The organism is Uliginosibacterium sp. 31-12 (assembly GCF_030548425.1).
Lineage (GTDB): Bacteria > Pseudomonadota > Gammaproteobacteria > Burkholderiales > Rhodocyclaceae > Uliginosibacterium > Uliginosibacterium aquaticum.
The window spans coordinates 194,006-216,446 of record NZ_JAUOOA010000007.1 but is presented as its reverse complement, the minus strand read 5'-3'; the positions used below and the strand labels follow the sequence as shown (position 1 = coordinate 216,446).

The window sequence follows — 22,441 nt, the reverse complement described above, 5'->3', positions numbered from 1 at the left end:
CTGTCTCCGCCCCCCGGCTGCCGATCATGAATCTGCTCACCCAAACCCTCGCTCTCGCCCGCATCGAGCTGTGCTTCTTCACCCGCTACCCGCGCATGCTGCTGGCCGCTGCCGTGGTGATGGTGATCCCGGCACTGTATCTGGTGATCTACCTTGCCAGCGTCTGGGATCCGGGTGCCCACACCGGCGAGTTGCGCGTGGCGCTCGTCAATCTCGATCGTGGCGCGTCCCTGCAGGGGCACAGCATCAATCTCGGTCAGGAAATCGTGGCCGCACTGCGTGCGGAGGGGCGCTTCGGCTATCTCGAAATGCCGGATGCTGAAGCCGCCCTCGCCCGCGTACGCAACGGTCAGCTAGCCTTTGCACTGATCCTGCCAGCCGATTTCAGTGCCGCCAGCCTGCCAGGCAGCCAGCCCGGTGCCGGGCAACCGCTGATCCACGCCTCGGAAGGCAACAACTATCAGGGCGCGCTGCTCGCCCGCCACTTCGCCGAAACCCTCGGCCACAAGATCAATGAAGAACTCAATGCTCAGCGCTGGCTGCGCGTAATTGCGACAGCGCAGGAGGCGCACCTGCGCTTCAGCGAATTCCGCCAGCACATGGAGAGCCTGCGCGAAGGCGCCCGGCGACTCAGCCAGGGGGCCGGCCAAACTGCCAGCGGAGCACAGGATCTGGCTTTTGGCGGTAGCCGCCTGAACGCTGGCGTGGAGCAGCTCACTTCCGGCGTGAAGCAACTCGGCAGCGGCCTCAAGACCATGGACGCAGCCCTGCCACCGAGCACCGAGCTGCAGCGCCTTGCCAGTGGCGCCGAACGGCTGGCCAGCAGTCACGAGGAGTTCGGCAACGGACTCTTCGCCTTGCAGCGCGGTGCCAGCCAGCTCAACTCCGGCTTGCTGGCCTTCAAGGATGAATTCGAAGAGAGTCTGTTCATCCCGACCAGCGTTAGCCAGGGCGTGGCGCAATTGGCTGGCGGCCTGTCGCGCGTCGATCACGGCCTGACCGCCGCCACCGAAGCCGAGCAGCGCCTGACCGACGGAGCCCTGCAGCTCAGAAGCGGCGTGGACGCCCTTACCCAGGGCATGCAGCAAGTGGGCAGCGGCATCCAGACCATGGTGCGGGTGCTGCCCCAGGATCAGCAGCTCGACGAACTCTCCAGTGGCGCCGGCCAGCTAAGCCACGGCGTGCAGCGGGTTTCCGGTGCCAGTCGCCAGGTCGCCGGTGGTGCGCAGCGCCTGGCCGTCGGCATCGAGCAGCTGGCCAGCGCGCTGCCCGCCAGCCTGCCCTGGCCCGCCGGCAATCCGCTCGGGCTGGCACGCTCGGTAGAGCCACGGGTGGAACGCGTAGCCCCGGTCGCCAACAGCGGCAGCAGCTTCGCCCCCAATGTGCTCGCCGCCGCGCTGTGGCTGGGTGCCGGGATCGCGGCCTTCCTACTCCACGCCCGAGTGCTACCGCAGGAAGCGCAGGCCTTCAGCCGGCCGGCCCGCCTTGCCGGCAAGCTCGCCCTGCCGGCAGGCGTGGTGCTGGCCCAGGCGCTCGTCGCAGGCATGGCCCTGCACAGCCTGCTGCGGGTCGACATCCAGCAGCCAGCCGCCTTCGCCCTGACCCTGGCACTGGCAGCAATGTGTTTCCTGCTGATCGTGTTCGCCCTGACCCTGGCCTTCGGGGACGCCGGCAAGGCCATCGCCATGCTCTTGCTGGCGGTGCAGCTTTCCTGCTCCGGCGGCGTGTTGCCGGTGGAGCTCAACGGAGGCCTGTTTGCGAGCATCAGCCCGTGGCTGCCGGTGACCTGGACCGTACGGGCCCTCAAGGCCAGCCTGTTCGGCGCCTATGCCGGAGCCTGGCAGGCGCCGGTGCTGCAACTGGCGCTCTGCAGCCTGCTGTGCGCCGTGCTGGCCAGCCGCTTTGCGCGCTGGCGCTTCACCTGCCCGAGCGCTGTGCGGCCGGCAGTCGATATTTGACAAGGGACATCAGGCAGACCTTCGGACCCATCATCTCAACTTGCCCCAAACCCAACCGTAAGCCCTCCATGAAGCCGGCGAGCCGGTAAGCATCGACGAGGGCGTCACCATGAACCAAGCAGCCAGAACCGCCGTATTCGTGCTTGAGCAGGACAGCGCCATGCGCCAGGAAGTGTGCGCCGAACTAGCCCGGATCTGCCCCGACGTGCGCGGCTTCGGCCTCCAGGAGGAGCTCCTGCCGGCGCTCGAAATCGCTCCGGCGGTGTGCCTGCTCGACATGGATTCACCGGAAGCCGGCGGCCTTGAGATCTGCCGCCATCTGCGCGCCCAGGGTGACGATCAGGCCCACGTGATCCTCAGTTCGCGCCACGACAATATCCAGCTGCGCCTGAACGCCTACGACGCCGGCTGCAATGACTACATCCAGCGCCCGCTGATTCCGGAAGAGATCGTGCGCAAGGTCGACGGTGTACTCAAGGCCCACGCCCAGGTCGCCGCCCTCTCCTCACAGCTCGACTACGCCATGAGCACCGCCTTCAGCGCCATGAGCACGATGGCCGAGATGGGCACGGTGATGAAGTTCATGCGTGAAGTGTTCGCCTGCGACACCCCCCAGCAGATCATCGACCAGACCATCGCCGCGTGCCGCGACTACGAGCTGAACACCCTGGTCGCCTGCCGCCTCGGCGATAGCTCACTGGCCCACAGCGAGCACGGCCCGGCCAGCCCGCTCGAATGCTCCCTGCTCGAACACGCCCGCAACAACGACCGTATCACCCAGTTCTCCGGGCGTCTGTCGATCAGCTATCCGCACCTGACCCTGCTGGTCACCAACTGGCCGAAAACCGACGAGGACCGCGCCGGCCGCTTGCGTGACCATCTGGCCTTCGTGGCCGAGGCGGCGGACATCCGCTGCAAGGTGCTGGAACACGACACGCGGCGCCTGCAGCGCACCGAAACCATCCTCGAAGCGGTCAATGGCCTCATGCGCATGGTCGATTACCTGCGCGAGCGCCAGCAGAGCCAGCGCGAAAGCGTGATGCGCATGGTGGCCGACCAGGGCGACGAGATCGCCCGCTCCTTCTACCGCATGGGCCTCACCGACGCGCAGGAAGGCGTCATCCTGAACCTGGTCAGCAGCCGAGGCGCCGAGATCTGCGAACAGATGGCCGGCTTCGGCCTCGAACAGGAACGCATGCTCGAAGGCATCATCGAGACCATGAAGAGTCTCGCGGAGGACTAGGCCTGCTCAGGCCTCGCCGCCCCTGCACGGACGGCCTGGGGGCACAGACCGCGCAGTCAAAACGCTTCGCCCGGCGCCACGCCGCTCAGGCCAGTGAATGACCGGAACGGCGCTCACGCGCTCAGTCCCAGCGCCAGGCATCCATGGCCAGGGTGCCACGCTCGAACGCCTCATGAAAGCACTTGCCCTGCGCGCCCTCACCGGCCGCTCCCAGCGCCACGAAGAGCGGCAGAAAGTGATCCGGCGTGGGATGGGCGCGCTGCGCATGCGGCGCCTTATAGGCCCACTCCAGCAGGCTGCGGCTGTCACCGCTGGCCAGACGCGTAGCCACCCAGTCGCGAAATTCGCGTGCATAAGCCCCCGCGCCGCCACTGGCGCCATGAAACCAGTCGCGCAGATTGTGAGTCATGTGGCCCGAGCCGACGATCAGCACGCCCTGCTCGCGCAACGGTGCCAGTGCCGCGCCAAGCGCCAGATGGTGAGCCGCATCCAGGCCGGGCTGCACCGAGAGCTGAAGAACCGGCACATCGGCTTGCGGATACATTTTCATCATCGGCACCCAAGCTCCGTGGTCGAGCCCGCGGCAACCTTCGATCCCGGCCGGGAAACCGGCCTCGCGCAGCAAGGCCAGCGCCTGCCGGGCGATTTCCGGGGCCCCCGCGGCGGGGTAGCGCAAACGGTACAGCTCGGCCGGAAAACCGCCGAAATCATGGATCGTTTCGGGCGCTGCGGCGCCGCCCAGCAAGGGCAGATTGCTTTCCCAGTGAGCGGACACCATCAGCACCGCTGCCGGTACCGGCAATTGCGCCGCCTCCACCGCCCAGGCCGTGGCGGCCGCACTAGGCTCCACGGCATGCATGGGCGAGCCATGGGAAAGGAAAAAAACGGGCCGACGGCTGGCCATGATCAACTCCTGTGCGCGGCTGCCGGCCGCGCCTGAAATACGCAGAAACAAAACCTGCAAGAGAAAAACGGCCTCCTCGGCAAGGAAGCTGCAAGCATTGTCTGCCCGAGCCGATCAGGGATAAAGCAGCTAAACTGCGATGAATTCTTGCCTGATTCGCAACAATCACTCCGGAGAGCCCGCATGGACCGCTTCGCCGCCATGAACGTTTTCTGCAAGGTCGTCGAGCTTGGCAGTTTTGCTGCAGCCGCCGAGCATCTTGAAATGTCCACCTCGGCCGTTTCGCGCCAGCTGGCCCAACTCGAAGCCCTGCTCGACGCTCGCCTGCTCAACCGCAGCACCCGTCGCCTGAGCCTCACCGAGAACGGCCGCGCCTACTATGAGCGCTGCCTGCAGCTGTTGGCCGAGCTTGAAGAAGTCGAGGAGATGGTCGGCAACGCCGATGCCAGCCCGCGCGGTACGCTGCGCCTGACCGCCCCGATCAGCTTCGGTGCCACCCACCTCGCCCCGGCACTGGGCGAGTTCGCACGCCTGCACCCGGCCATGAAGTTCGACGTTCAGCTCTCCGACCGCCCGGTGGACCTGATCGAGGAAGGCCTTGATCTCGCCATCCGCATCGGCCGCCCGGCCCATCAGAACCTGGTGGCCCGGCGCATCGGCAGCACCCGCTTGCTCACCTGCGCCAGCCCGGACTACCTCGCCCGTCATGGCACGCCGCAGAGCCCGCAGGAGCTGACGCAACATGCCTGCTTCGCCTACGCCTACGCCGAGGAAGCCAATGCCTGGCGCTTCCAGCGCGACGCGGAAACCGAGCTGCAGGTGCGCTTCGAGGCCAGCATCGGCGCCAACAACGGCACCGTGCTCGCCGAACTCGCGGCCGCCGGCCACGGTATCACCCGCGCCCCGGAATTCATCCTCGGCCCCTACATCGCCAGCGGGCGCCTCAAGGCCATCCTGACCGACTGGCCCGGGCCGGCACTACCGATCTCGGCCATGTACCCGAGCCGCAAGCACCTTGCCGCCCGCGTGCGCAGCTTCGTCAGCTTCATGGAGACCTGGCTGGCGCGGCAGCCGGCCCAGGCCTGAGCCGGCAGGGCCATCGGTGACACAGCCGTGCAACATGCCGTCTGCTTTAATGAGTCTGCATACTCCCCGCTCAGGCCTCAGACCATGCCCTTGCTCCGACTCCTTTCCGTCTGCGCTGCCCTGCTGCTTGCCGGCTGCGGCAACTTCCTCAACCTGAAGCAGAACCTGGAGGAATACCAGAGCCACTACACGGCGGCGCCGATCAGCGTTCGCGCCGAGGACTGTGCGAACTGCCTCCTGTTTGCCGTCATCATGGCGCGCGACGAACCGGGCAAGGTGCTCAGCTTCCGTCTGCTCACGCAGGATGAGAGCTGGCGCGCGCTGCTGCCGAAAAATGCCGGCAGCGTGTTTGCCTTCCGTGATCTCGACCAGGACTTCACTTACAGCGCGACCGAGCCATACGCGGAATTCCCATTGCCCGTCAGCGTAAGCGCGGGACAGGCACCGGACGCCATGCTCCTGCACATCCCAGCACGCCCATCCGCCCCGGCCGGCAACCCGCCAGGCAGCAGCCTGCTCGGTGCGCTGGGCGCCATTGCCGATGGCTTTCATCTGCACAGCGGCAGCCTCACCACCCTCGATGATCCGCGCTTCAGCGCCGAGTTCGCCCGCCAGGGCATGTGGGAAGCGCTGGACTTCATCCGTCAGGAGCGGGCCGGCATCTACTTCCTGGAGCCCTATGATGCAACGCGCACGCCGGTACTCTTCGTGCACGGCATCAGCGGCCACCCGGGCGAGTTCAAGGCCTTACTGGCAAGCCTGGATCGCCGCCGCTTTCAGCCCTGGTTCTTCTATTACCCTTCCGGCCTCGAAATCCCCACCGTCAGCAGCGGCCTGCACAGCCTGCTGAGCAAGCTCCATTACCAGCACCGCTTTACCGATCTGCACATCGTTGCCCATAGCATGGGTGGGCTAGCCGTAAGAGCCTTGCTGGCCGATTGCGAGCAGGCGCGCAGCTGTCCTTACCTGCGCAGCTTCATCTCACTGTCCTCACCTTTCGGCGGCGATTGGGCGGCGCAGAGCGGCGTCGATCATTCACCGGTGGTGATGCCGGTCTGGCGCAGCATGGCCCGGCAAGGTCCGTTCATGCGCACGCTGTTCGCGCGCCCGCTGCCCCGGCAGCTTAGCCATCACGCAGGTTTTGGCTTCCTGAACGAAGGCCTGTTCAGCCACAAGAGCGGAGACGGCGTGATTCCGCTGGAGAGCCAGCTGCGCGCCGAAATGCAGCAGCAAGCCACGAGTATTCGTGGCTTCAATACGACCCACGCCGGCATCCTCGAAGACCCTGCTGCAATCGCCTGGGTAATGGCACTGCTGGAGCAGGCCGCGCACTGACGACGCGGCCCCTGATAGGCTCAGAAGCCTTTCAGGCCCTGCAGCGGCTGGCGCAAGCGGATCAGCCACAGAGAGGTCGGCTCATGATTTGGCTCGACGCTGAGCTGGCCGCCTGCGGTGAGCTTGCCGTTCTCGACCCGGTAAGCCCCGACATTGTCACCCTGTGCACCGCTCAGCCGAGTCTGCAGGCCGAAATCATTGTCGTTGATCACCGCGATGCCATCTTCCAGCAGCGCCAGGCCCTCGGCCTTCTCGGCCTGCCAGCCCAGCTCGCGCAGATCCAGCAAGGCTTTCACCTGCACCATGCGCACGCCCTTCAGCTCGGCCTCGCTGGCAAACTCGAGGGCCTGCCCGCTCTGCGTGCGGCGCTCGCTGATGTCCTCGGCATCACGGATATCGATCAGCTGGATCAGGTTGCGCATGCCGTTCTTGCCAGCGCCCTGATCGATCAGGGCGAAGCGCTCATCGTCGATGGCCACCAGATCGCCGATCTTGGCGTCGCCAGCGCGCCGGTAGTGCTTCAGATCAAGCGGGTAGGCGAACTGGCGGGTCTTGCCGCTGACCGGATCGAGTTCGACGATGCGCGTGAAGCGGGCCTGGTGCTTACTCTTGCCATCGATATCGAGCGTGGACTGCACGGCCGCATAAACCTTGCCGGAAGGGCTCAGCGCCACACCCTCGAAACCGCGATTGGGCTGACGCGCTGCGAGGATCTCCGGCAGGCCCTTGCCCGGCGCATAGTGGCGCAGCACCTGGCCGCGCGCATCGAGCTGGGTCAGGAAGGGACCGTATTCGTCGACGATCCAGAAATTGCCCGCGCGATCGCGCACGATGCCTTCCGGGTCCAGTCCGCGCAGGCTGAAGGGCAAGGGCTGCAAATGATCATCAAGCGCCTGCTCGCCGCTGGCGCCAGTCTGGCCGACCGGAATCGGCAAGCCAGAGGCCGGCTCGGCGCCAAAATGGATCGGCAGCGTACGCAGCACGCGCGCGCCCTCCCCCGGTCTCACCCGGATCTCGGCCAGGCGCGGCACGAAAGCCGGCACCAGGAAAATCTTGCTGGCCTGCTCACGGCCCGCCTTGCGAACGGAGGGCGAATCCGCGTTGGGGCCGCGATCACCGATGCCCCAGAACACCAGCTCGCCCTCCGCGGAGCGGCCAGCATAGCTCAGGCCGGAGCCGGGCGCGTAGGGCAGGCTGCCATCGAAGGCCGCCGCAAAAGCGCCGGCGTAAGGCAGGCGCTCGCGCTGCGGCAGGCGCACTTCGTAGCGCTCCACGCTGCGCACCGCCGGATGAGTGGCTGCAACCTGTTCGAAGGCTTTGCCCTGCAAGGGCGACAGCGCATCGGGGCTATGCGCACAGGCAGCCAGCAGCACGGGCAGAAGGGCAAGGCTTGAACGCATGGTGTTCTCCGGACAAAAGGCGAGAGTCTCTGCCTGACAGCTTACAGGCGGATGACAGGCCCTTGCCTGTGCAGCTGCCCTCTGCCCACACCCACCCGCCGCGTGAGACGGGTAACAGCTCCACAGACAGCAGCTTTCGATGCTCAGGCATGCAGTCTATGCTGAGGACTCACCCTGTTCGCGAGCCTTCTCCATGCTCCGCTGCCGACCTTGCTGCCTTCTGCTGCTCCTGCTCAGTCCACTTCTGCGCGCGGCCGAGCCAGCAGCAGAAGTGATCTGGTATTACCCGGATTTCCCGCCGACCTACATCGTAGCGGGCCCCTACAAGGGAGAAGGCCTGGCAGACAAACGCGAGGCCTTCATTCTCCGGGCGCTGGGTGAATTTCGTCACAGTCGCGTGATGGCCAACACGGCGCGCATGATGCAGGACATGAGGCAACGCGAGATCTGTCAGAGCGCCATGCTCAAGACACCCGAACGCGAGACTTTCATGGTGTTTTCCGAACCTGTTGCTGAACTGCTGCCCGCCGGGTTGATCGTCAGCACCGAGCGCAAGGCCGAGATTGCGCCACATCTGAATCCGCGCGGTGAAGTTCGCCTGCCCGAGCTGCTGAAAGCCGGCAGGCTGAAAGTGCTGATGGCGGCAGGGCGCAGCTATGGCGAGCATGTCGATGCAGCCCTGAAACTCGGCCGCAACAAGCGCAGCGTGGAAGCCTTCTATGCGCCGGATCTGTTTGTGAGCGGCCTGCTCACGGTCGTGCGGCAGAAAAAAGCGGATGCCGTGGTCGGCTATCCGATCGAACTCATCTGGGCCCAGCAGCAGTTCGAGCTCGCGCCAGACACCCTGCTGTTTCTGCCGATAGAAAGTGAAACCCAGCTCCTGCAATCACGCGTGGGGTGCTCACGTGGCCCTACGGGTGAAGCGGTGGTGGCCCACGTCAACGAGCTGCTGCGCAACGGCCAGCTCGCCGAGGTAGCCGAGCGCGCCTACCTGGAGTGGGTGCCGGAAGCCAATCACGCCTACTACCGCCAGTTGCGCCAGACCAGCAAGCGCGAGAGCGCCCCCGCCCGCTAGATGCGAAAAGGGGCGCAGCACGCTACGCCCCTTTTTCCCTGCCCTGGCTTCGATCAGCCCAGATGGCGCTTGAGGAAATCCAGCGTGCGCTGCCAGGCCAGCTTGGCCGCAGCTTCGTTGTAGCGTGCAGCGCCGGTGTCATTGTTGAAGGCGTGATTCACCCCCTCATACAGGAACAGTTCATACGGCTTGCCAGCGGCCTTGAGCGCCGCCTCGTAGGCCGGAATACCCGCATTGATGCCCTGATCGAGGCCGGCATAGTGCAGTTGCAGCGGCGCCTTAATCTTCGGCACATCCTCGGCCTTGGCCTGGCGGCCATAGAAGGCCACGCCAGCGTCCAGATCCGGCGCCAGTACCGCCAACTGGTTGACCGCTGCGCCACCCCAGCAGAAGCCGACCACGCCGACCTTGCCAGTGGACTGGGCGTGGCCCTTGAGGTACTTCAGCGCAGCCAGCGAAATCGCGCCAATGGTGGTGGCATCGAGCTTGCCGATCAGGTCGCGGGCATTGTCTTCATCCGCCGGGGTGCCGCCCAGTGCGCTGAGGTAATCCACACCAAGCGCCAGATAACCCGCCAGCGCGAGGCGACGGGTGATGTCCTGGATATGAGGGTTGAGGCCACGATTCTCGTGGATCACGATCACCGCTGGCAGTTTGCCGCTCACGCCTTTAGGTGCCGCCAGGTAGGCATTGAAGTTGCCGCCGGGGCCGGCAAAGCTGACAGTCTGGGTGCTGATGCGTGCATCGTCCGGCGGCAGGATGGCGGCCTGGGCGTAGTTATTTTCAAGAATGGGCAGCAGCGCACTGGCGGCCACCGTGCTACCCGTGATCGCGCTGAGGCGCTTCATGAACACCCGGCGCGGCAAAGGCGCATGGGTGTATTCGTCGTAGAGCGCGATGATTTCCTGATTGATGGCCGGCTCCTGGCCCTGCGGCTTGCTCATGCGGCTTCCTCTCGTATCGTGGGTTGGCGGTAGGTCATGCACTGGCTGTTGCAACAGCTCTGCTGGCCAAGGGTAAGCCAGCCTCCGCTATGGATACAGGGGAGAGGAATAAGTTTCAAGCACCAAGGGGCATAGCGCGAGGCTATTGCCCGATTTCAACCGAGCCTTCAGTTCTCGTAGCCCGCCTCCAGCGCCGCCCAGTCCACGTCCCCGCAGAGCACGAAGCGCTGCGCGCCCTGCTCGATGCAGATCGACACCGTGGCACACAGGCGGCCGCTGGCCACCGACAGATAGGGGCGGGTGGCCTGGGCTTCGCCCGGTGCCCGTATGGCCTTGACGAAATACTCGCGCCGCGACCAGCGTGCGCCCGGCTGGTGACCAAGCCGGAAGCTCATTTGTGAATCCGCCACGCGGCCGGCTTCGATGCTCACACCCAGCTGGCAGCCTTCCTGATCCAGCAGATAGAGGCTGTTGGCATAAGGCAGATGCTGCCAGCAGGCAGCCGCCGATTCGAGCGCCTCGCCCCGCCCCAGACGCCAGGCCGCATCACGGATGCAGCGCAGGTAATCGCTCAGGGGATCGAGCCGCGCTTCCGGTTGCGGTAACAGCTCGGTGCTCTGGTGCTGCCAGATCGCACCGATGCGTGCATCGAGCAAGGCATCCTTGCTCACCGGCTGGCTGATCGGGTGGGCGAAATACCAGCCCTGACCGAAATCGATATTGGCATCCATGGCAATCCAGGCCTGATCCAGGGTCTCTATCCCTTCGAGCAGCACCAGGGTGCCGGCCTCGTGCAACAAACTCACGATCTGCGGCAGCAGGCGGCGCACCGAACGATCCTCCGCTGCGCGCGCGGCGAAGGAACGATCGAGCTTGACGACCTCGGGGCGAATCTTCCACACCCGGTCGAAATTCGAGTGGCCGGCACCGAAATCGTCCAGTGCAATCCCCAGCCCCACATCCCGCAAGGCCGCCACACCCTCCTCGAAATGGGCATGGTCGGTGATTTCCTCTTCCACGATCTCGATCACGAAGCGCGACTCGGAACCCTCGACGAATTCGCCGATGGCGCGTGCGGCCTCCAGCGAATCGCCGTGGCGCAGGCTGTCGAAAAGCTGCGGATGCAGGTTCAGAAAGAAGCGCCCGGGCAGGCGGCGCGAATTGATGATGTGCATCAGGCGCGTGGCGCGGTCCAGATGCAGCAGATCGTCCTGACCGAAGAGCGGACTGAACAGGGCGGACGGCGACATGCTGCGCCCGCCGGGACCGACGACGCGCAACAAGGCCTCGTGCGCCACGATGCTGGCGTGGCTGAAACTGACGATGGGCTGGAACACGCTGGCGAGGCGATAACCGCCCCAGTTCAGCTTGAGCTGGCCGTGCTGCCAATCGCTGCCCGCCAGATAGGGGTGCAAACGCTCGGGAACACCGGCCAGCTCTGGGCGGCGCGGCGGGACGGGAGCGGCCGGCCCGAGGCTGCTGAGGATTCCTTCGCTGTTGATGAACATATGGCGGCGGCCCTTCCGTGATGCTGGCGGGCCGGGGCGCACACAGGCGCACCGGCAGAGTTTTATGGTCAGCGCAGATGATCCGGACAGGGCCCCGGCCCGTCTAGAACTTTAGTTATAAATTCGTGAAAAGTTACAAAGTAAGCACACCAACTCCCGACAAACGGCAGCTCACCCCGCCGGCCCGGCGCCTGCCTCACTCGGGCAACCCCAGCGCGGCTCGCGCATTGGCACTGGTGGCGCCCACCACGCTGCTGACATCAAGCCCGCGCAGAGCCGCCAGCTCAATCGCGAAACGCGCCACAGCAGCCGGCTCGTTGCGCATCTGCGCAGCCCAGGCTGGCGGGATGTCTGGCGCGTCAGACTCCAGCACCAGCGCTTCGAGCGGCAGGCTGGCCGCCAGCTGCCGGATGCGTGTCGAGCCGGCGTAGGTCATTGCACCACCGAAACCGAGCCGGAAGCCCAGCCCGATGAAGGTCTGCGCCTGCTGCAGGCTACCGTTGAAGGCATGGGCGATGCCGCCACGCACACGGTGGCGGCGCAGGTACTTGAGCACCCGATCCTGAGCGCGGCGGATGTGCAGGATCACCGGTAGATCGAACTCCCGCGCGAGCTTCAGCTGCTCGGCGAAAAACCATTCGCGACGCGCCGGGTCCGGCTCTGCCTCAAAGCCATCCAGGCCGATCTCGCCGACGGCCACGGCGCCGCCTTTAGCCAGCTGGGCCCGCAAACGGTCGATATCGCCCTCAAGCGCACGATCCACGTAGAGTGGATGAATCCCGCAGGCAAAGGCACTGCCCGGCAAGCTGGCAGCCAGGGCACGCACCGTGGGGCCATTAGCGATTTCGACGGCCGGCAGCACGAAGCGCGTCACACCCGCGGCGCAAGCCCGCGCCACGACCGCAGCACGATCGGGATCGAACTCGGGAGCATCCAAATGCAGGTGGGTGTCGATCAACATCCGGCGCTCACCCGTTGAAGGGCCTCAGGGCTGCAGGCAGAACTGCTCGATATCGCCGCTGATCCAGGCACTGGTGATCTCCGCGAGCTGGATCACGGCCTGGCGCTCACCGATGGCCAGCGCGGAGGGCTCCACCTTCTCCAGCGGCACCCGCACATCGACGATGCGCCGATACACCGAAGTGCGTCCATCGAGCGAGATGCGCAGCGTGCCGGCGAGCAAGGCGGTGGCTTTGTCGGCTTCATCGATTTCGAGGATGAAGTCGGACAGCAACAGGTTCAGCCGGCAGCGCCCAGCCGGATCCATCGGCAGCAGGCGCGACAAGGCCTGATCCACCAGAGTAGCAGGCGGTGCAGCCCAGCGGTTGAAGGCATACGCACCGCGCGTGGTGGAGCGCTCGGCATCGCGGTAATGCATGTTGAGCCCCGCCACCACCGGCGTCGCGCTCACGGTCAGCGAGCGCAAGGGCAACTGCTTGCGGGCCTGGGTGCGGAAGCCGCCCCCCAGATCATGCTGAATCAGGGCCGGGGTGGCCTTGGGCGCAATGCCGCAACCGGCCAGCAAAGTCGTCAGCACGACAAGGAGAGAAAAGATCTTCATGGTCACGGTGCGTGCTCGCCTGGGCCGGCCTCCTGCTGGCGCTTGCCGAGCAGGAGTAATTGCGGGTTGCGCTCGATATCGTCCAGCACCCGGGAGAGCTGCTGAGTGTTGGTCTGCAGTTCAAGCATCAGCTGGTTCATGCGTGGCAGGGTCTCAGCGGTCAGGCTGGCCTGCACATCGCCGCCAAGCTTGTCGATACGTGTGCCGGCAGCGGCAACCTTGCCGGCCGCATTCCGGAAATCTTCCACCGCCGGGCCCAGCTTGGTGGACAGGCCGCGCAGCTGGTCCAGCGTGTCGGCCAGTCGCTCGGCGTTTTCGGGGGCCGAAAAGCGGCGCAGGTCGGCGGCGAGGCCGGCCGTCTGGCTCAGCGCCTTTTCCAGATTGGCCGAGCTGGCGGCGAGGTTCTGCAAGGTCTGGTCGATGCGCGCCACATTCTCTTCCGAGAGCAGCTTCTCGACGCGCTCGCTGCTCCTCCTGAGGCGGGCCATGACTTCCTGGGCGCCCTCAGTGGCGTTCTCCATCAGAGAACCACCCGTGCTCATGGCAATCAGCGGCAGGCCGCTGCCGGGCATGATCTTGGGTGGCACCGGGTCCGAGCCATCATCATCGAGCTGGATGAAGCCCTGGCCGGTAAGACCCTGGGTGCCGATGCGGGCGCGGGTGCCACGGGTGATCGGAATATCCGAATCCACGCGCACAAGGATGTTTACCTCGCGGGTATCGGTGAGGTCGACATCGATCACCTTGCCCACCCGCACGCCGCGATAGCGCACGGCGGCCTGCGGATTAAGACCGGTGACGCTCTTCGGCGACACGATCAGGTAGCGCGTCGTATCCTGCGCACCGCCCGAAAACCACCAGAACCCGGCCAGCGCGGCAGCGCCCAGCACCAAGGTAAAGAGGCCGACCATCAGGGCGTAAGCGCGGTTTTCCATCTTCAGTCGGAATCCGGTTCGGGCGGAGCTTCGTCCACCGTCGCGTGGTAGCGGAAAAATTTCTGGATGAAGGGATGCTCGACAGCATGAATCTCGTCGAGCGTGCCTGCGGCGAGTATACGGTGTTCGGCCAGCACCGCAACGCGGTTGGCCAGCGCCGAGAGGGTATCCAGGTCATGCGTCACGAAAACCACGGTGAGCCCCAGTTCGCCGTGCAGCTGACGGATCAGGCGCACGAAGCCGGCACTGCGCTCCGGATCCAGCCCGGCAGTGGGCTCATCGAGCAGCAGCAGCTCGGGCTCCAGCGCCAGGGAACGGGCCAGTGCTGCACGCTTGACCATGCCACCGGAAAGCTCGGCCGGCATCAGGCCGGCATGGCGCGGCTCCAGCTCCACCAGCGCCATCTTCGAGAGCACCAGCGGACGGATCTCGTCTTCATGCAGACCGCCGAATTCACGGAGCGGAAAAGCGATATTGTCGAACACCGAAAAAGCCGAAAACAGCGCGCCATGCTGGAACAGCACCCCCATCCGGCGCAGGCGCGCAAAGCGCTCGGCGCGGTGGCCGGCCTGGTGCCGCTCGCCGAACAGCAGGACCTCGCCCAGGGTCGGCCGGCTCAGCCCGATCATCTGACGCAGCAAGGTCGTCTTGCCGGCGCCCGAGCCGCCCACCAGGGCCAGCAGATCGCCCCGCTCGACCTTCAAATCCAGATTGCGATGGATCCAGTGCCCGCCCAGGCGGGTACACACATCGCGCAGCTCGATCACCGGCACGCTCGTCGTGCCCGTCGTACTCATCGCAGCGGCACTCCGACTCCACGCGTCAGCATCGCGAAGACAGCATCCAGCAGGATCACCGCCGTAATCGCCGTCACCACGGCGGAGGTGGTGTTGCGCGACAGGCTTTCGGTATTGGGGCGAATACGCAGGCCGAAATGACAAGCGATCAGGGCGATGGCTACGCCGAACACGGCCCCCTTGGAGAGGCCGATGTAGAGGTTCTGCACCGGCACCACATGCGGCAGCGACATCAGGAAGAAACGCCAGTCGATCTCAAGCTGCAGGTCCGCCGCCAGCATGCCGCCGCCCAGCGCAGCCACCGAGGTCCACAGCACCAGCAAGGGCATCGCAATCGCCATCGCAAGCACTTTGGGCCAGATCAGGCGCTGATAGGGCGAAACGCCGATCGCCGACAGCGCATCGAGCTCCTCGGTAACGCGCATCACGCCGAGCTGGGCCGTGATCGCCGAGCCGGAGCGCCCGGCCACCAGGATCGACACCAGCACCGGCCCGAGCTCGCGGATGATGCCGATACCGAGGATGTTGATGATCAGCGCGTCAGCCCCGAAGTTGCGCAGCTGCAAGGCCGACAGGTAGCTCAGCACGATGCCGATCAGGAAACCCACCAGGGCCGAGATTGGCATGGCCTGCACGCCGGCCTTGTAGAGCGCTGCTGAAAACTCCTTGAACGGAATGCTGCGCGGCTCGATCAGCAGACGCCCCACTTCGCTCACCACCATCCCCAGCATGTGGCTGAAGTCGCGTAACTGGTCGAGCAGGCCAAGCACCGTGCGCCCCACCCGCAACACAGGAAGCCACGGGTCGCGATGCGGCGACGGCGGGCGCAGGCCTGCCAGCGGCTTGATACGATCAAAGGCACTGTGCAGCGCCGGCGGCATGACCAGGGTTTCCGGCTCACGCATGCCCCAGGCACGCCACAGCAGCAGCGCACCGAAGCTGTCGATGCGACTGATCTGCGACAGATCCCACACCGGCACCGCGCGCACCACCAGCAAACGCGCACGCAACCACACCAGACGCGGGCGCAGCGCGGCGAGAGTCCAGTCTCCCGAGAGGCGGCAGTGCGCGCCTTCGTGTTCCAGATGCGGTTGCGGACGCGCCTGCATCGTCAGACGCCTAGCGCATCCGCAGGACGCCGGGCACGCACCCGCAGGCTGCGGCCAAGACGCGCCCACTGCGCCTCTTCATCGTGCAGGGCTGCAGCACTCAGCGGAGAGGCCTGCAGCCAGTCCTGGGCAGCGTGCACGATGAAGCCGCCACGCTTGTCGAGCTCGACCTGAACCGGCACCGCTTCGCGCGGCTGACGTGAGCGATGCAGCATCGTAGCCAGACGCAGGCACAGGATCAAACGCCAGTCCGGGCTCTGCGGGCCGAGCGCCTGAACCCGTTCAAGCTTGCCGCGATGGGCCAGCGCCAGCCTTGCCAGGCGCCCCTGCTCCATGCGCGAGAAGCCCGGCATGTCGGCGTTGGCCACAATGTAGGCGCTGTGTTTGTGGTAGCTCGAGTGCGCCACCGACAGGCCGATTTCGTGCAGCTGGGCGGCCCACTCGAGGAAGCGCCGCTCATCCCGTGCCAGCTCCTCGTTCTCACCCGCCAGCAGCGGCACCAGCAATTGCAGCGCAGTATCGGCCACCCGGCGGGCCTGGGCGGCATCCACCTGATAACGGCGCACAAAGTTTTCCACCGTCGCATCGCGCAAGTCATGGCGGTGATAGCGCCCGAGCAGGTCGTAGAGCACGCCGAGGCGCAGAGCGCCATCGGAGAACTCCATGCGCTCGAGGCCAAACGCCGTAAAGATCGCCGACATGATCGCGAAGCCGCCGGCAAACACCGGCAGACGGTCGTTCTTAAGGCCTTCGAGCTGCAGCTTGTCGATATGGCCAGCGCGCAGCATCAGCTCGCGCAGCTTGTCGATGCCATCGCGGGTGATGCCGCCGCTAGACAGGCCATTGAGTTCCAGCACGTCGCACAAGGCCTTGGCGCTGCCGGAAGAGCCCACCGCCAACTCCCAGCCGGTGCTGCGGTAAGTCTGCGCGATCGACTCCAGCTCGGTTGCTGCCGCCAGCTCCGCTTCGCGCAGCGCCGCCCGCGTGAGGCGCCCCTCTGGGAAGAAGCGCAGGGTATAGCTGACGCAACCCATGTACAGCGATTCGAGATGCAGGGGCTCAAAATCACGGCCGATGATGAATTCGGTGGAACCGCCGCCAATATCGACCACCAGTTGCTGACGCTGCGGATCCGGCAGGGTATGCGCCACGCCGACATAAATCAGGCGTGCTTCCTCGCGCCCGGCGATCACCTCGATCGGGAAGCCCAGCGCCTCTTCGGCGCGCAGCAGGAACTCCGGGGCGTTCTTGGCCACCCGCAAGGTATTGGTTGCTACCGCACGCACTGCATCCGGGCGAAACCCGCGCAGGCGCTCGTTGAAGCGGCGCAGGGCCTCGAGTCCGCGCTGCTGGGCTGCCTCGTCGAGCAGCTTGTCCGGCCCCAGACCGGCGGCCAGGCGCACCGCCTCCTTGAGGCCATCGAGCGGATAGATCTGATCCCCCTGCACCCGCCCGACCATCAGGCGAAAGCTGTTGGAACCCAGATCAACGGCACAGACGAGACTTTGCGGCATGAGCAGAATGTGCGCTTGGCAATCGAAGCCCCGATTCTAGCCCGGAAAACCGGGCTCCACGGCAGCTGTCGGCGCTGCCCGCATGGCGCCTGACGCTGTCATCATGCTGTAACTAGAATGTCACACACTCACGCGCCGATCCTGTTGCGCGCCGATCCCACTCTCATGCCTGCCATGCCCCATTCGCTGACCTACCCCACGCCCGCACCAGAGAACCTGCTCAATCGCGAGCTTTCCATCCTGGCCTTCCAGCGCCGGGTGCTGGCCCAGGCTGCCGACGACAACGTGCCCCTGCTTGAGCGCCTGAAATACCTGTGCATCGTGTCGAGCAACATGGACGAGTTCTTCGAAATCCGCGTGGCCGGCATCAAGGAGCAGATCAAGCAGGGCAGTGCCAACTACGCCGGCCTCTCGCCCAAGAACCACTATCGCCAGATCAGCCAGGAAGTGCACGAGATCATCGCCGAGCAGTACGCCCTGCTCAACGAAGAGATCCTGCCCGGCCTCGCCAAAGAAAGCATCGTATTCCTGCGCCGCTCGCTGTGGACTGCCGAACAGAGCGCCTGGGTACGCGCATACTTTGAAAACCAGGTCATGCCCATCCTCACGCCGGTGGGGCTGGACCCAGCCCATCCCTTCCCGCGCCTCCTGAACAAGAGCCTTAATTTCGTGGTGGAGCTCGAAGGGCGTGACGCCTTCGGGCGCAGCTCAAACATCGCCATCGTGCAGGCCCCGCGTGCCCTGCCGCGAGTGATTCGGCTGCCACGCGAGCTCACCGGCCTCGAGCATGGCTTCGTGTTCCTCTCCTCGGTGCTGCACGCCTTCGTCGGCGAGCTGTTCCCGGGCATGAACGTACTCGGCTGCTACCAGTTCCGCGTCACCCGCAACAGCGACCTGTTCGTTGATGAAGAAGAGGTCAAGGATCTGCGCAAGACCCTGCAGGGCGAATTGCAGCAGCGCAACTACGGCGACGCGGTGCGCATGGAGGTAGCCGACAACGCCTCGCCGCAGATGGTCGAATTCCTGCAGCAGCAGTTCGGACTCTCCCGTGACGAGGTCTACCGCGTACCCGGCATCGTCAATCTGGTGCGCCTGATGCAGGTGCCGGACTGGGTCGATCGCCCGGACTTGAAATTCAAGCCCTTCGTGCCCTCGCTGCCGAAGAGCCTGGACAAGCGCGCCGATCTCTTCGCCGAGATCCAGGCCCGTGATGTGCTGTTGCACCACCCCTTCCAGAGCTTCGAACCGGTCATCGAACTGCTCCGCGATGCGGCCGATGACCCCAACGTCGTCGCCATCCGCATGACGGTTTACCGCACCGGCACTGACTCCGTGCTCATGGAGCAGTTGCTGCGTGCAGCGCGCAAGGGCAAGGAAGTGAACGTGGTGGTCGAACTGATGGCGCGCTTCGACGAAGAGGCCAACATCAACTGGGCGGCCAAGCTTGAAGACGCAGGCGCCCACGTGGTGTATGGCGTGTTCGGCTACAAGACCCACGCCAAGATGCTGCTGATCGTACGCCGCGAGGAAGACCGCAACGGCCATCAGTTCCTGCGCCGCTATGTGCACCTGGGCACCGGCAACTACCATCCGCGCACCGCCCGCTTCTATACCGACTTCGGCCTGCTGACGGCCAACGAAGAAATCTGTGCCGATGTGCATGAGATCTTCAAGCAGCTCACCGGTCTCGGCCACGCCGAAGAGCTGCGTCACCTGTGGCAATCGCCATTCTCGATGCAGCGCAACGTGATCGCCGCCATCGACGCCGAAGCCGAAGCCGCACGCCAAGGGCGCAAGGGCCGCATCATTGCCAAGATGAACGCCCTGATGGAGCCGCAGACCATTCAGGCCCTGTACATGGCCTCCCAGTCCGGTGTCGAGATCGATCTCATCGTGCGCGGCGCCTGCGCCCTGCGCCCGGGCGTTGCGGGGCTCTCCGAGAACATCAAGGTACGCTCGGTAGTCGGTCGCTTCCTCGAACACACCCGGGTCTTCTACTTCCATGCCGACGGCGAGGAGCAGGTCTATCTGTCGAGCGCCGACTGGATGGATCGCAACTTCTTCCGTCGCATCGAATCCTGCTTCCCCATCCTGGATGCCAAGCTCAAGCGCCGCGTAATCCGCGAAGGCCTCAAACCTTACCTGGCTGACAACAGCCAGGCCTGGGAGATGGATGGCAACGGCCACTACCGCCGCCGCAGCCCGCGCGCCAATGCCGCCACCCACAATGCGCAGACTCTGCTGATGCTCGAGTTCGGCGGCTGAGCGTTCCGGGGGCGCTGCGCAAGCTATCCTGGATCAAGGCGGCGGCAGGAGCCCGCCGCTGAGAATCATGGCCTTCATCACCCCACGGAGGCCAGCATGGATTGCTGCAGCGAAAACCATCTCGACACCCACATCTTTGACGCGCGCGGCATCAGCAAGCGCTTCCGTCATTCGGCCATCTTCGGTGCCATCGAATCCCTCGAAGACGGCGAAGTCATGCGCTTCATCAATGATCACGACCCCCTGCCGCTGCTCGCCCAGATGGGCCAACGCTACGGCGGCCAGATCCGCGTCGAGTATGTGGACCGCAGCGGCCCGGTGGTGATTGATTTCCACATCCAGGCCCATCAGCACGCCAGTGAAAGCGAAGGCGCCGGCTCCTGCGGCGGCTCGGGCGGTTGCGGCTGCAGCGGCGGGCGCTGATCGCGCCACGCGGGCTGTTATGATCCGGGCATCCCGCTGCCCGGTTTTCTTGTCGCATGCTGCGTCTGCCAGCCTTCTGTCTTGCGCTCTTCCTGCTTCTGCTCACCGGCCTGACTGCCCAGGCCCAGCCCAGCGCCACGGCCTCGGCACCGAGCTGCGAACTCTGTCGCGAACGCCTGCTCACCCTGAACATCCTGCGTCAGCACGTACCTGCTGACTGGCAACTCTACCGCGAGCGCGAACCGGTCTGGAACAGCCAGACTCTGGTCATCGAAGCCGGTCTGGAACACAGCCAGACCATCCTACTGGTGCATGGCCTGGGCCAGAACGGCTTCACCGACTGGGCCAGCGTCATTCCGGAACTGGCCCGCCAGTATCATGTGCTGGCGCTGGATCTGCCCGGCTTCGGCTACTCCGACGCCCCCACCGGGAAATACTCGCCGACCCACTACGCCCGCGTGCTGAGCGCACTGCTGACACGCCACGCCAAGGGCCCCGCCATCGTCATCGGTCACTCCATGGGTGGCGCAGTGGCGCTGCGCCTGGCCGCCACCCGACCCGAGCTGCTCTCCCGACTGATTCTTGTCGACGCCGCCGGCATCCTGCACCGCACCGCCTTCACCAAACACTCGATCACTGGTCGCCTCGGCTCCGGGCAAACCAGCGGCACTCTGCGCGGCCTGCTCGAACGCGTACGTGATTTCTCCGACAGCACCATTGAGCGCGTCTTTGGTCTGCCGGACCCGGGCCGCCTGCTCAACAGCTCGGAGAGCCTGTGGGGCGGCGCCTTCAGCGGCCAGTCGAACGCCAATGCCGGCATGGCGCTGGTCGAGGAAGATTTCAGCAACGCAGCCACCAGCATGCCGCTGCCCACCTGGCTAATCTGGGGCGAGGCGGACCCGGTCGCCCCACTGCGCACCGGCCAGATGCTCGCCCGGCGCCTGCCCCAGGCCCAGTTGCTGAGCCTGCCCGGCGTCGGCCACACGCCAATGGAGGCGGCCAGCTTCAATGCGTTCATGAACCGTCTGGACCACGCCCTGAGCGAAGCGCCGCAAGGCTTCAGCGCGCCCCCGGCAGCACCGGCCAGCAGCCGTGACTACCTGTGCCAGGGCGAGAACGGCGGGCTCCTCAGCGGCCAGTTCCGCGAAGTGCGCATCGAAAACTGTGCCGGCCTGCTGCTGCAGGATCTCGTCGCCGAACGCCTTATCATCCGCGATTCGATCGTCCAGATGCTCAACACCCGCATCCGTGGCGAAGAGACAGGCATCACCCTCATCAACTCCGAACTCGTCGCCACCGCCAGCGAGATCAATGCCCCCACCGCGATCCATGCCGAACGCGCCCGCCTTGATCTGGCCGGCGTGATTCTTGAGGGCAGCGACACCGCCATCAGCACAGGCAGCACCTCGCGCTTCATCGCCTCCGCCTGCCCGGTGCGCAGCCCGGACTTCATGGGCTTGTGGCACACCAGTGAAACGCGTTCCAATACCCGTCAGTGGCCCTGAGGAGAATCCCAAATGCGCATGGATGGTGACGAGAGCAACAACATCGAGGATCGCCGTGGCAGCCGGATGATTCCGGGTGGGCGGGGTGGCCTGGGCATCGGCGGCATCGTGATCGCACTGGCCGCCTCCTACTTCCTCGGCATCGACCCGAGCGTGGTGCTCAACGGCCTTAGCCTGCTCGAAGGCCGCCAGCCGGCACGAGTAGAGGCCGGCCCGGTGCAGGCCAGCCCGGCTGAAGAAGCCCAGAAGCGCTTCGTAGCCCAAGTCCTGCGCGACACCGAAGTCACCTGGCAGGCGGTTTTCCGCCAGGCCGGACGCGAATACGCCGAGCCGCGCCTGGTGTTGTTCCGCGACGCCACGCAAACCGCCTGTGGCCAGGGTCAGGCGGCCATGGGCCCCTTCTACTGCCCGGCCGACCAGCGCGTCTATCTCGATCTCGACTTCTTCGATGAGCTCGAGCGCCGCTTCAAGGCGCCGGGCAATGCAGCCCAGGCCTATGTGATCGCCCACGAAGTCGGTCATCACGTACAGAACCTGCTGGGCATCTCGGAAAAAGTGCAGCGCGCACGTCAGAACGCCACCGAAAAAGAAGGCAATGCCCTCTCGGTGCGCCTCGAACTGCAGGCTGACTGCCTCGCCGGCGTGTGGGTGCATCACGCCAACCAGCAGCGCAAGGTGCTGGAAGCGGGCGATATCGAACGCGTGCTGAGCGCCGCCAGCGCCATCGGCGACGACACCTTGCAGAAGAACGCGCGCGGTTACGCCACGCCGGACAGCTTCACCCACGGCAGTTCAGCCCAGCGCCAGAAATGGTTCCGCACCGGTTTCGACGCCGGCGACATCCGCCAGTGCGACAGCTTCAAGCGTGGTGTTTAATCA

At 65.4% G+C, this 22,441-nt stretch carries 19 protein-coding genes; 9 read left to right on the top strand and 10 right to left on the bottom strand.

Going from position 1 to position 22,441, the window contains the following annotated elements; all coding sequences use genetic code 11:
• Positions 1-26 precede the first annotated feature (26 nt).
• Together Q3Y64_RS14560 and Q3Y64_RS14555 are read left to right on the top strand one after the other, a co-directional pair.
• Entirely contained in the window at positions 27-1,958 is a 1,932-nt protein-coding gene (locus Q3Y64_RS14560) for a YhgE/Pip domain-containing protein (RefSeq protein WP_303562905.1), read from the top strand.
• Between the two features lie 109 nt (positions 1,959-2,067).
• Positions 2,068-3,201, top strand: a complete 1,134-nt coding sequence (locus Q3Y64_RS14555; RefSeq protein WP_303562904.1) for a PleD family two-component system response regulator — start codon at positions 2,068-2,070, stop codon at positions 3,199-3,201.
• A gap of 121 nt (positions 3,202-3,322) precedes the next feature.
• Here the strand turns inward: Q3Y64_RS14555 and Q3Y64_RS14550 are convergent, their stop codons facing one another.
• The gene (locus tag Q3Y64_RS14550; protein WP_303562903.1) at positions 3,323-4,105 is read right to left on the bottom strand and encodes a class III extradiol ring-cleavage dioxygenase; all 783 of its coding nucleotides are present in this window, start codon (positions 4,103-4,105) and stop codon (positions 3,323-3,325) included.
• 183 nt (positions 4,106-4,288) lie between these two features.
• Here Q3Y64_RS14550 and Q3Y64_RS14545 point away from each other — a divergent pair, with 183 nt between their 5' ends.
• A complete protein-coding gene (locus Q3Y64_RS14545; RefSeq protein ID WP_303562901.1) occupies positions 4,289-5,191 on the top strand; it encodes a LysR family transcriptional regulator in 903 nt (300 codons plus the stop codon).
• Between the two features lie 84 nt (positions 5,192-5,275).
• Positions 5,276-6,526, top strand: a complete 1,251-nt coding sequence (locus Q3Y64_RS14540) for an alpha/beta hydrolase (RefSeq protein WP_101944171.1) — start codon at positions 5,276-5,278, stop codon at positions 6,524-6,526.
• Positions 6,527-6,546: 20 nt separating this feature from the next.
• On the opposite strand, the gene Q3Y64_RS14535 is transcribed toward Q3Y64_RS14540, so the two are convergent.
• Positions 6,547-7,926, bottom strand: coding sequence for an esterase-like activity of phytase family protein (locus Q3Y64_RS14535; RefSeq protein WP_303562898.1), 1,380 nt, complete (start codon positions 7,924-7,926; stop codon positions 6,547-6,549).
• Positions 7,927-8,119: 193 nt separating this feature from the next.
• On the opposite strand from Q3Y64_RS14535, the gene Q3Y64_RS14530 reads away from it, so the two are divergent.
• On the top strand, positions 8,120-9,001 hold the full coding sequence (locus Q3Y64_RS14530; RefSeq protein WP_158239272.1) for a TIGR02285 family protein: 882 nt from the start codon (positions 8,120-8,122) through the stop codon (positions 8,999-9,001).
• A gap of 53 nt (positions 9,002-9,054) precedes the next feature.
• On the opposite strand, the gene Q3Y64_RS14525 is transcribed toward Q3Y64_RS14530, so the two are convergent.
• The 8 genes from Q3Y64_RS14525 to ppx form a co-directional block, all read right to left on the bottom strand.
• Entirely contained in the window at positions 9,055-9,945 is an 891-nt protein-coding gene (locus Q3Y64_RS14525; RefSeq protein ID WP_303562895.1) for a dienelactone hydrolase family protein, read from the bottom strand.
• Positions 9,946-10,112: 167 nt separating this feature from the next.
• A complete protein-coding gene (locus Q3Y64_RS14520) occupies positions 10,113-11,453 on the bottom strand; it encodes an EAL domain-containing protein (protein ID WP_303562893.1) in 1,341 nt (446 codons plus the stop codon).
• Between the two features lie 196 nt (positions 11,454-11,649).
• Entirely contained in the window at positions 11,650-12,414 is a 765-nt protein-coding gene (locus tag Q3Y64_RS14515; RefSeq protein ID WP_303562891.1) for a TatD family hydrolase, read from the bottom strand.
• 24 nt (positions 12,415-12,438) lie between these two features.
• Positions 12,439-13,014, bottom strand: coding sequence for a hypothetical protein (locus tag Q3Y64_RS14510; RefSeq protein ID WP_101944177.1), 576 nt, complete (start codon positions 13,012-13,014; stop codon positions 12,439-12,441).
• Positions 13,015-13,016: 2 nt separating this feature from the next.
• The gene (locus Q3Y64_RS14505) at positions 13,017-13,949 is read right to left on the bottom strand and encodes an MlaD family protein (protein WP_101944178.1); all 933 of its coding nucleotides are present in this window, start codon (positions 13,947-13,949) and stop codon (positions 13,017-13,019) included.
• 2 nt (positions 13,950-13,951) lie between these two features.
• A complete protein-coding gene (locus Q3Y64_RS14500) occupies positions 13,952-14,746 on the bottom strand; it encodes an ABC transporter ATP-binding protein (RefSeq protein ID WP_101944179.1) in 795 nt (264 codons plus the stop codon).
• A complete protein-coding gene (locus tag Q3Y64_RS14495; protein WP_101944180.1) occupies positions 14,743-15,855 on the bottom strand; it encodes an ABC transporter permease in 1,113 nt (370 codons plus the stop codon). Before Q3Y64_RS14495 ends, Q3Y64_RS14500 begins: the two co-directional genes overlap by 4 nt.
• 2 nt (positions 15,856-15,857) lie before the next feature.
• Entirely contained in the window at positions 15,858-17,369 is a 1,512-nt protein-coding gene (gene ppx / locus Q3Y64_RS14490) for an exopolyphosphatase (RefSeq protein ID WP_303562887.1), read from the bottom strand.
• A 165-nt stretch (positions 17,370-17,534) separates the two neighbouring features.
• Here ppx and ppk1 point away from each other — a divergent pair, with 165 nt between their 5' ends.
• The 4 genes from ppk1 to Q3Y64_RS14470 all read left to right on the top strand — a co-directional run bounded on the left by ppk1 (position 17,535) and on the right by Q3Y64_RS14470 (position 22,438).
• Positions 17,535-19,634 (top strand): polyphosphate kinase 1, encoded by a 2,100-nt coding sequence (ppk1, locus tag Q3Y64_RS14485; RefSeq protein WP_303562886.1) that lies wholly within the window; start codon positions 17,535-17,537, stop codon positions 19,632-19,634.
• 96 nt (positions 19,635-19,730) lie between these two features.
• Positions 19,731-20,057 (top strand): DUF2249 domain-containing protein, encoded by a 327-nt coding sequence (locus tag Q3Y64_RS14480; RefSeq protein ID WP_101944182.1) that lies wholly within the window; start codon positions 19,731-19,733, stop codon positions 20,055-20,057.
• A 56-nt stretch (positions 20,058-20,113) separates the two neighbouring features.
• Entirely contained in the window at positions 20,114-21,562 is a 1,449-nt protein-coding gene (locus Q3Y64_RS14475) for an alpha/beta fold hydrolase (protein WP_303562885.1), read from the top strand.
• A 12-nt stretch (positions 21,563-21,574) separates the two neighbouring features.
• Positions 21,575-22,438, top strand: a complete 864-nt coding sequence (locus tag Q3Y64_RS14470; protein WP_101944184.1) for a neutral zinc metallopeptidase — start codon at positions 21,575-21,577, stop codon at positions 22,436-22,438.
• The last annotated feature ends 3 nt before the right edge of the window (positions 22,439-22,441 follow it).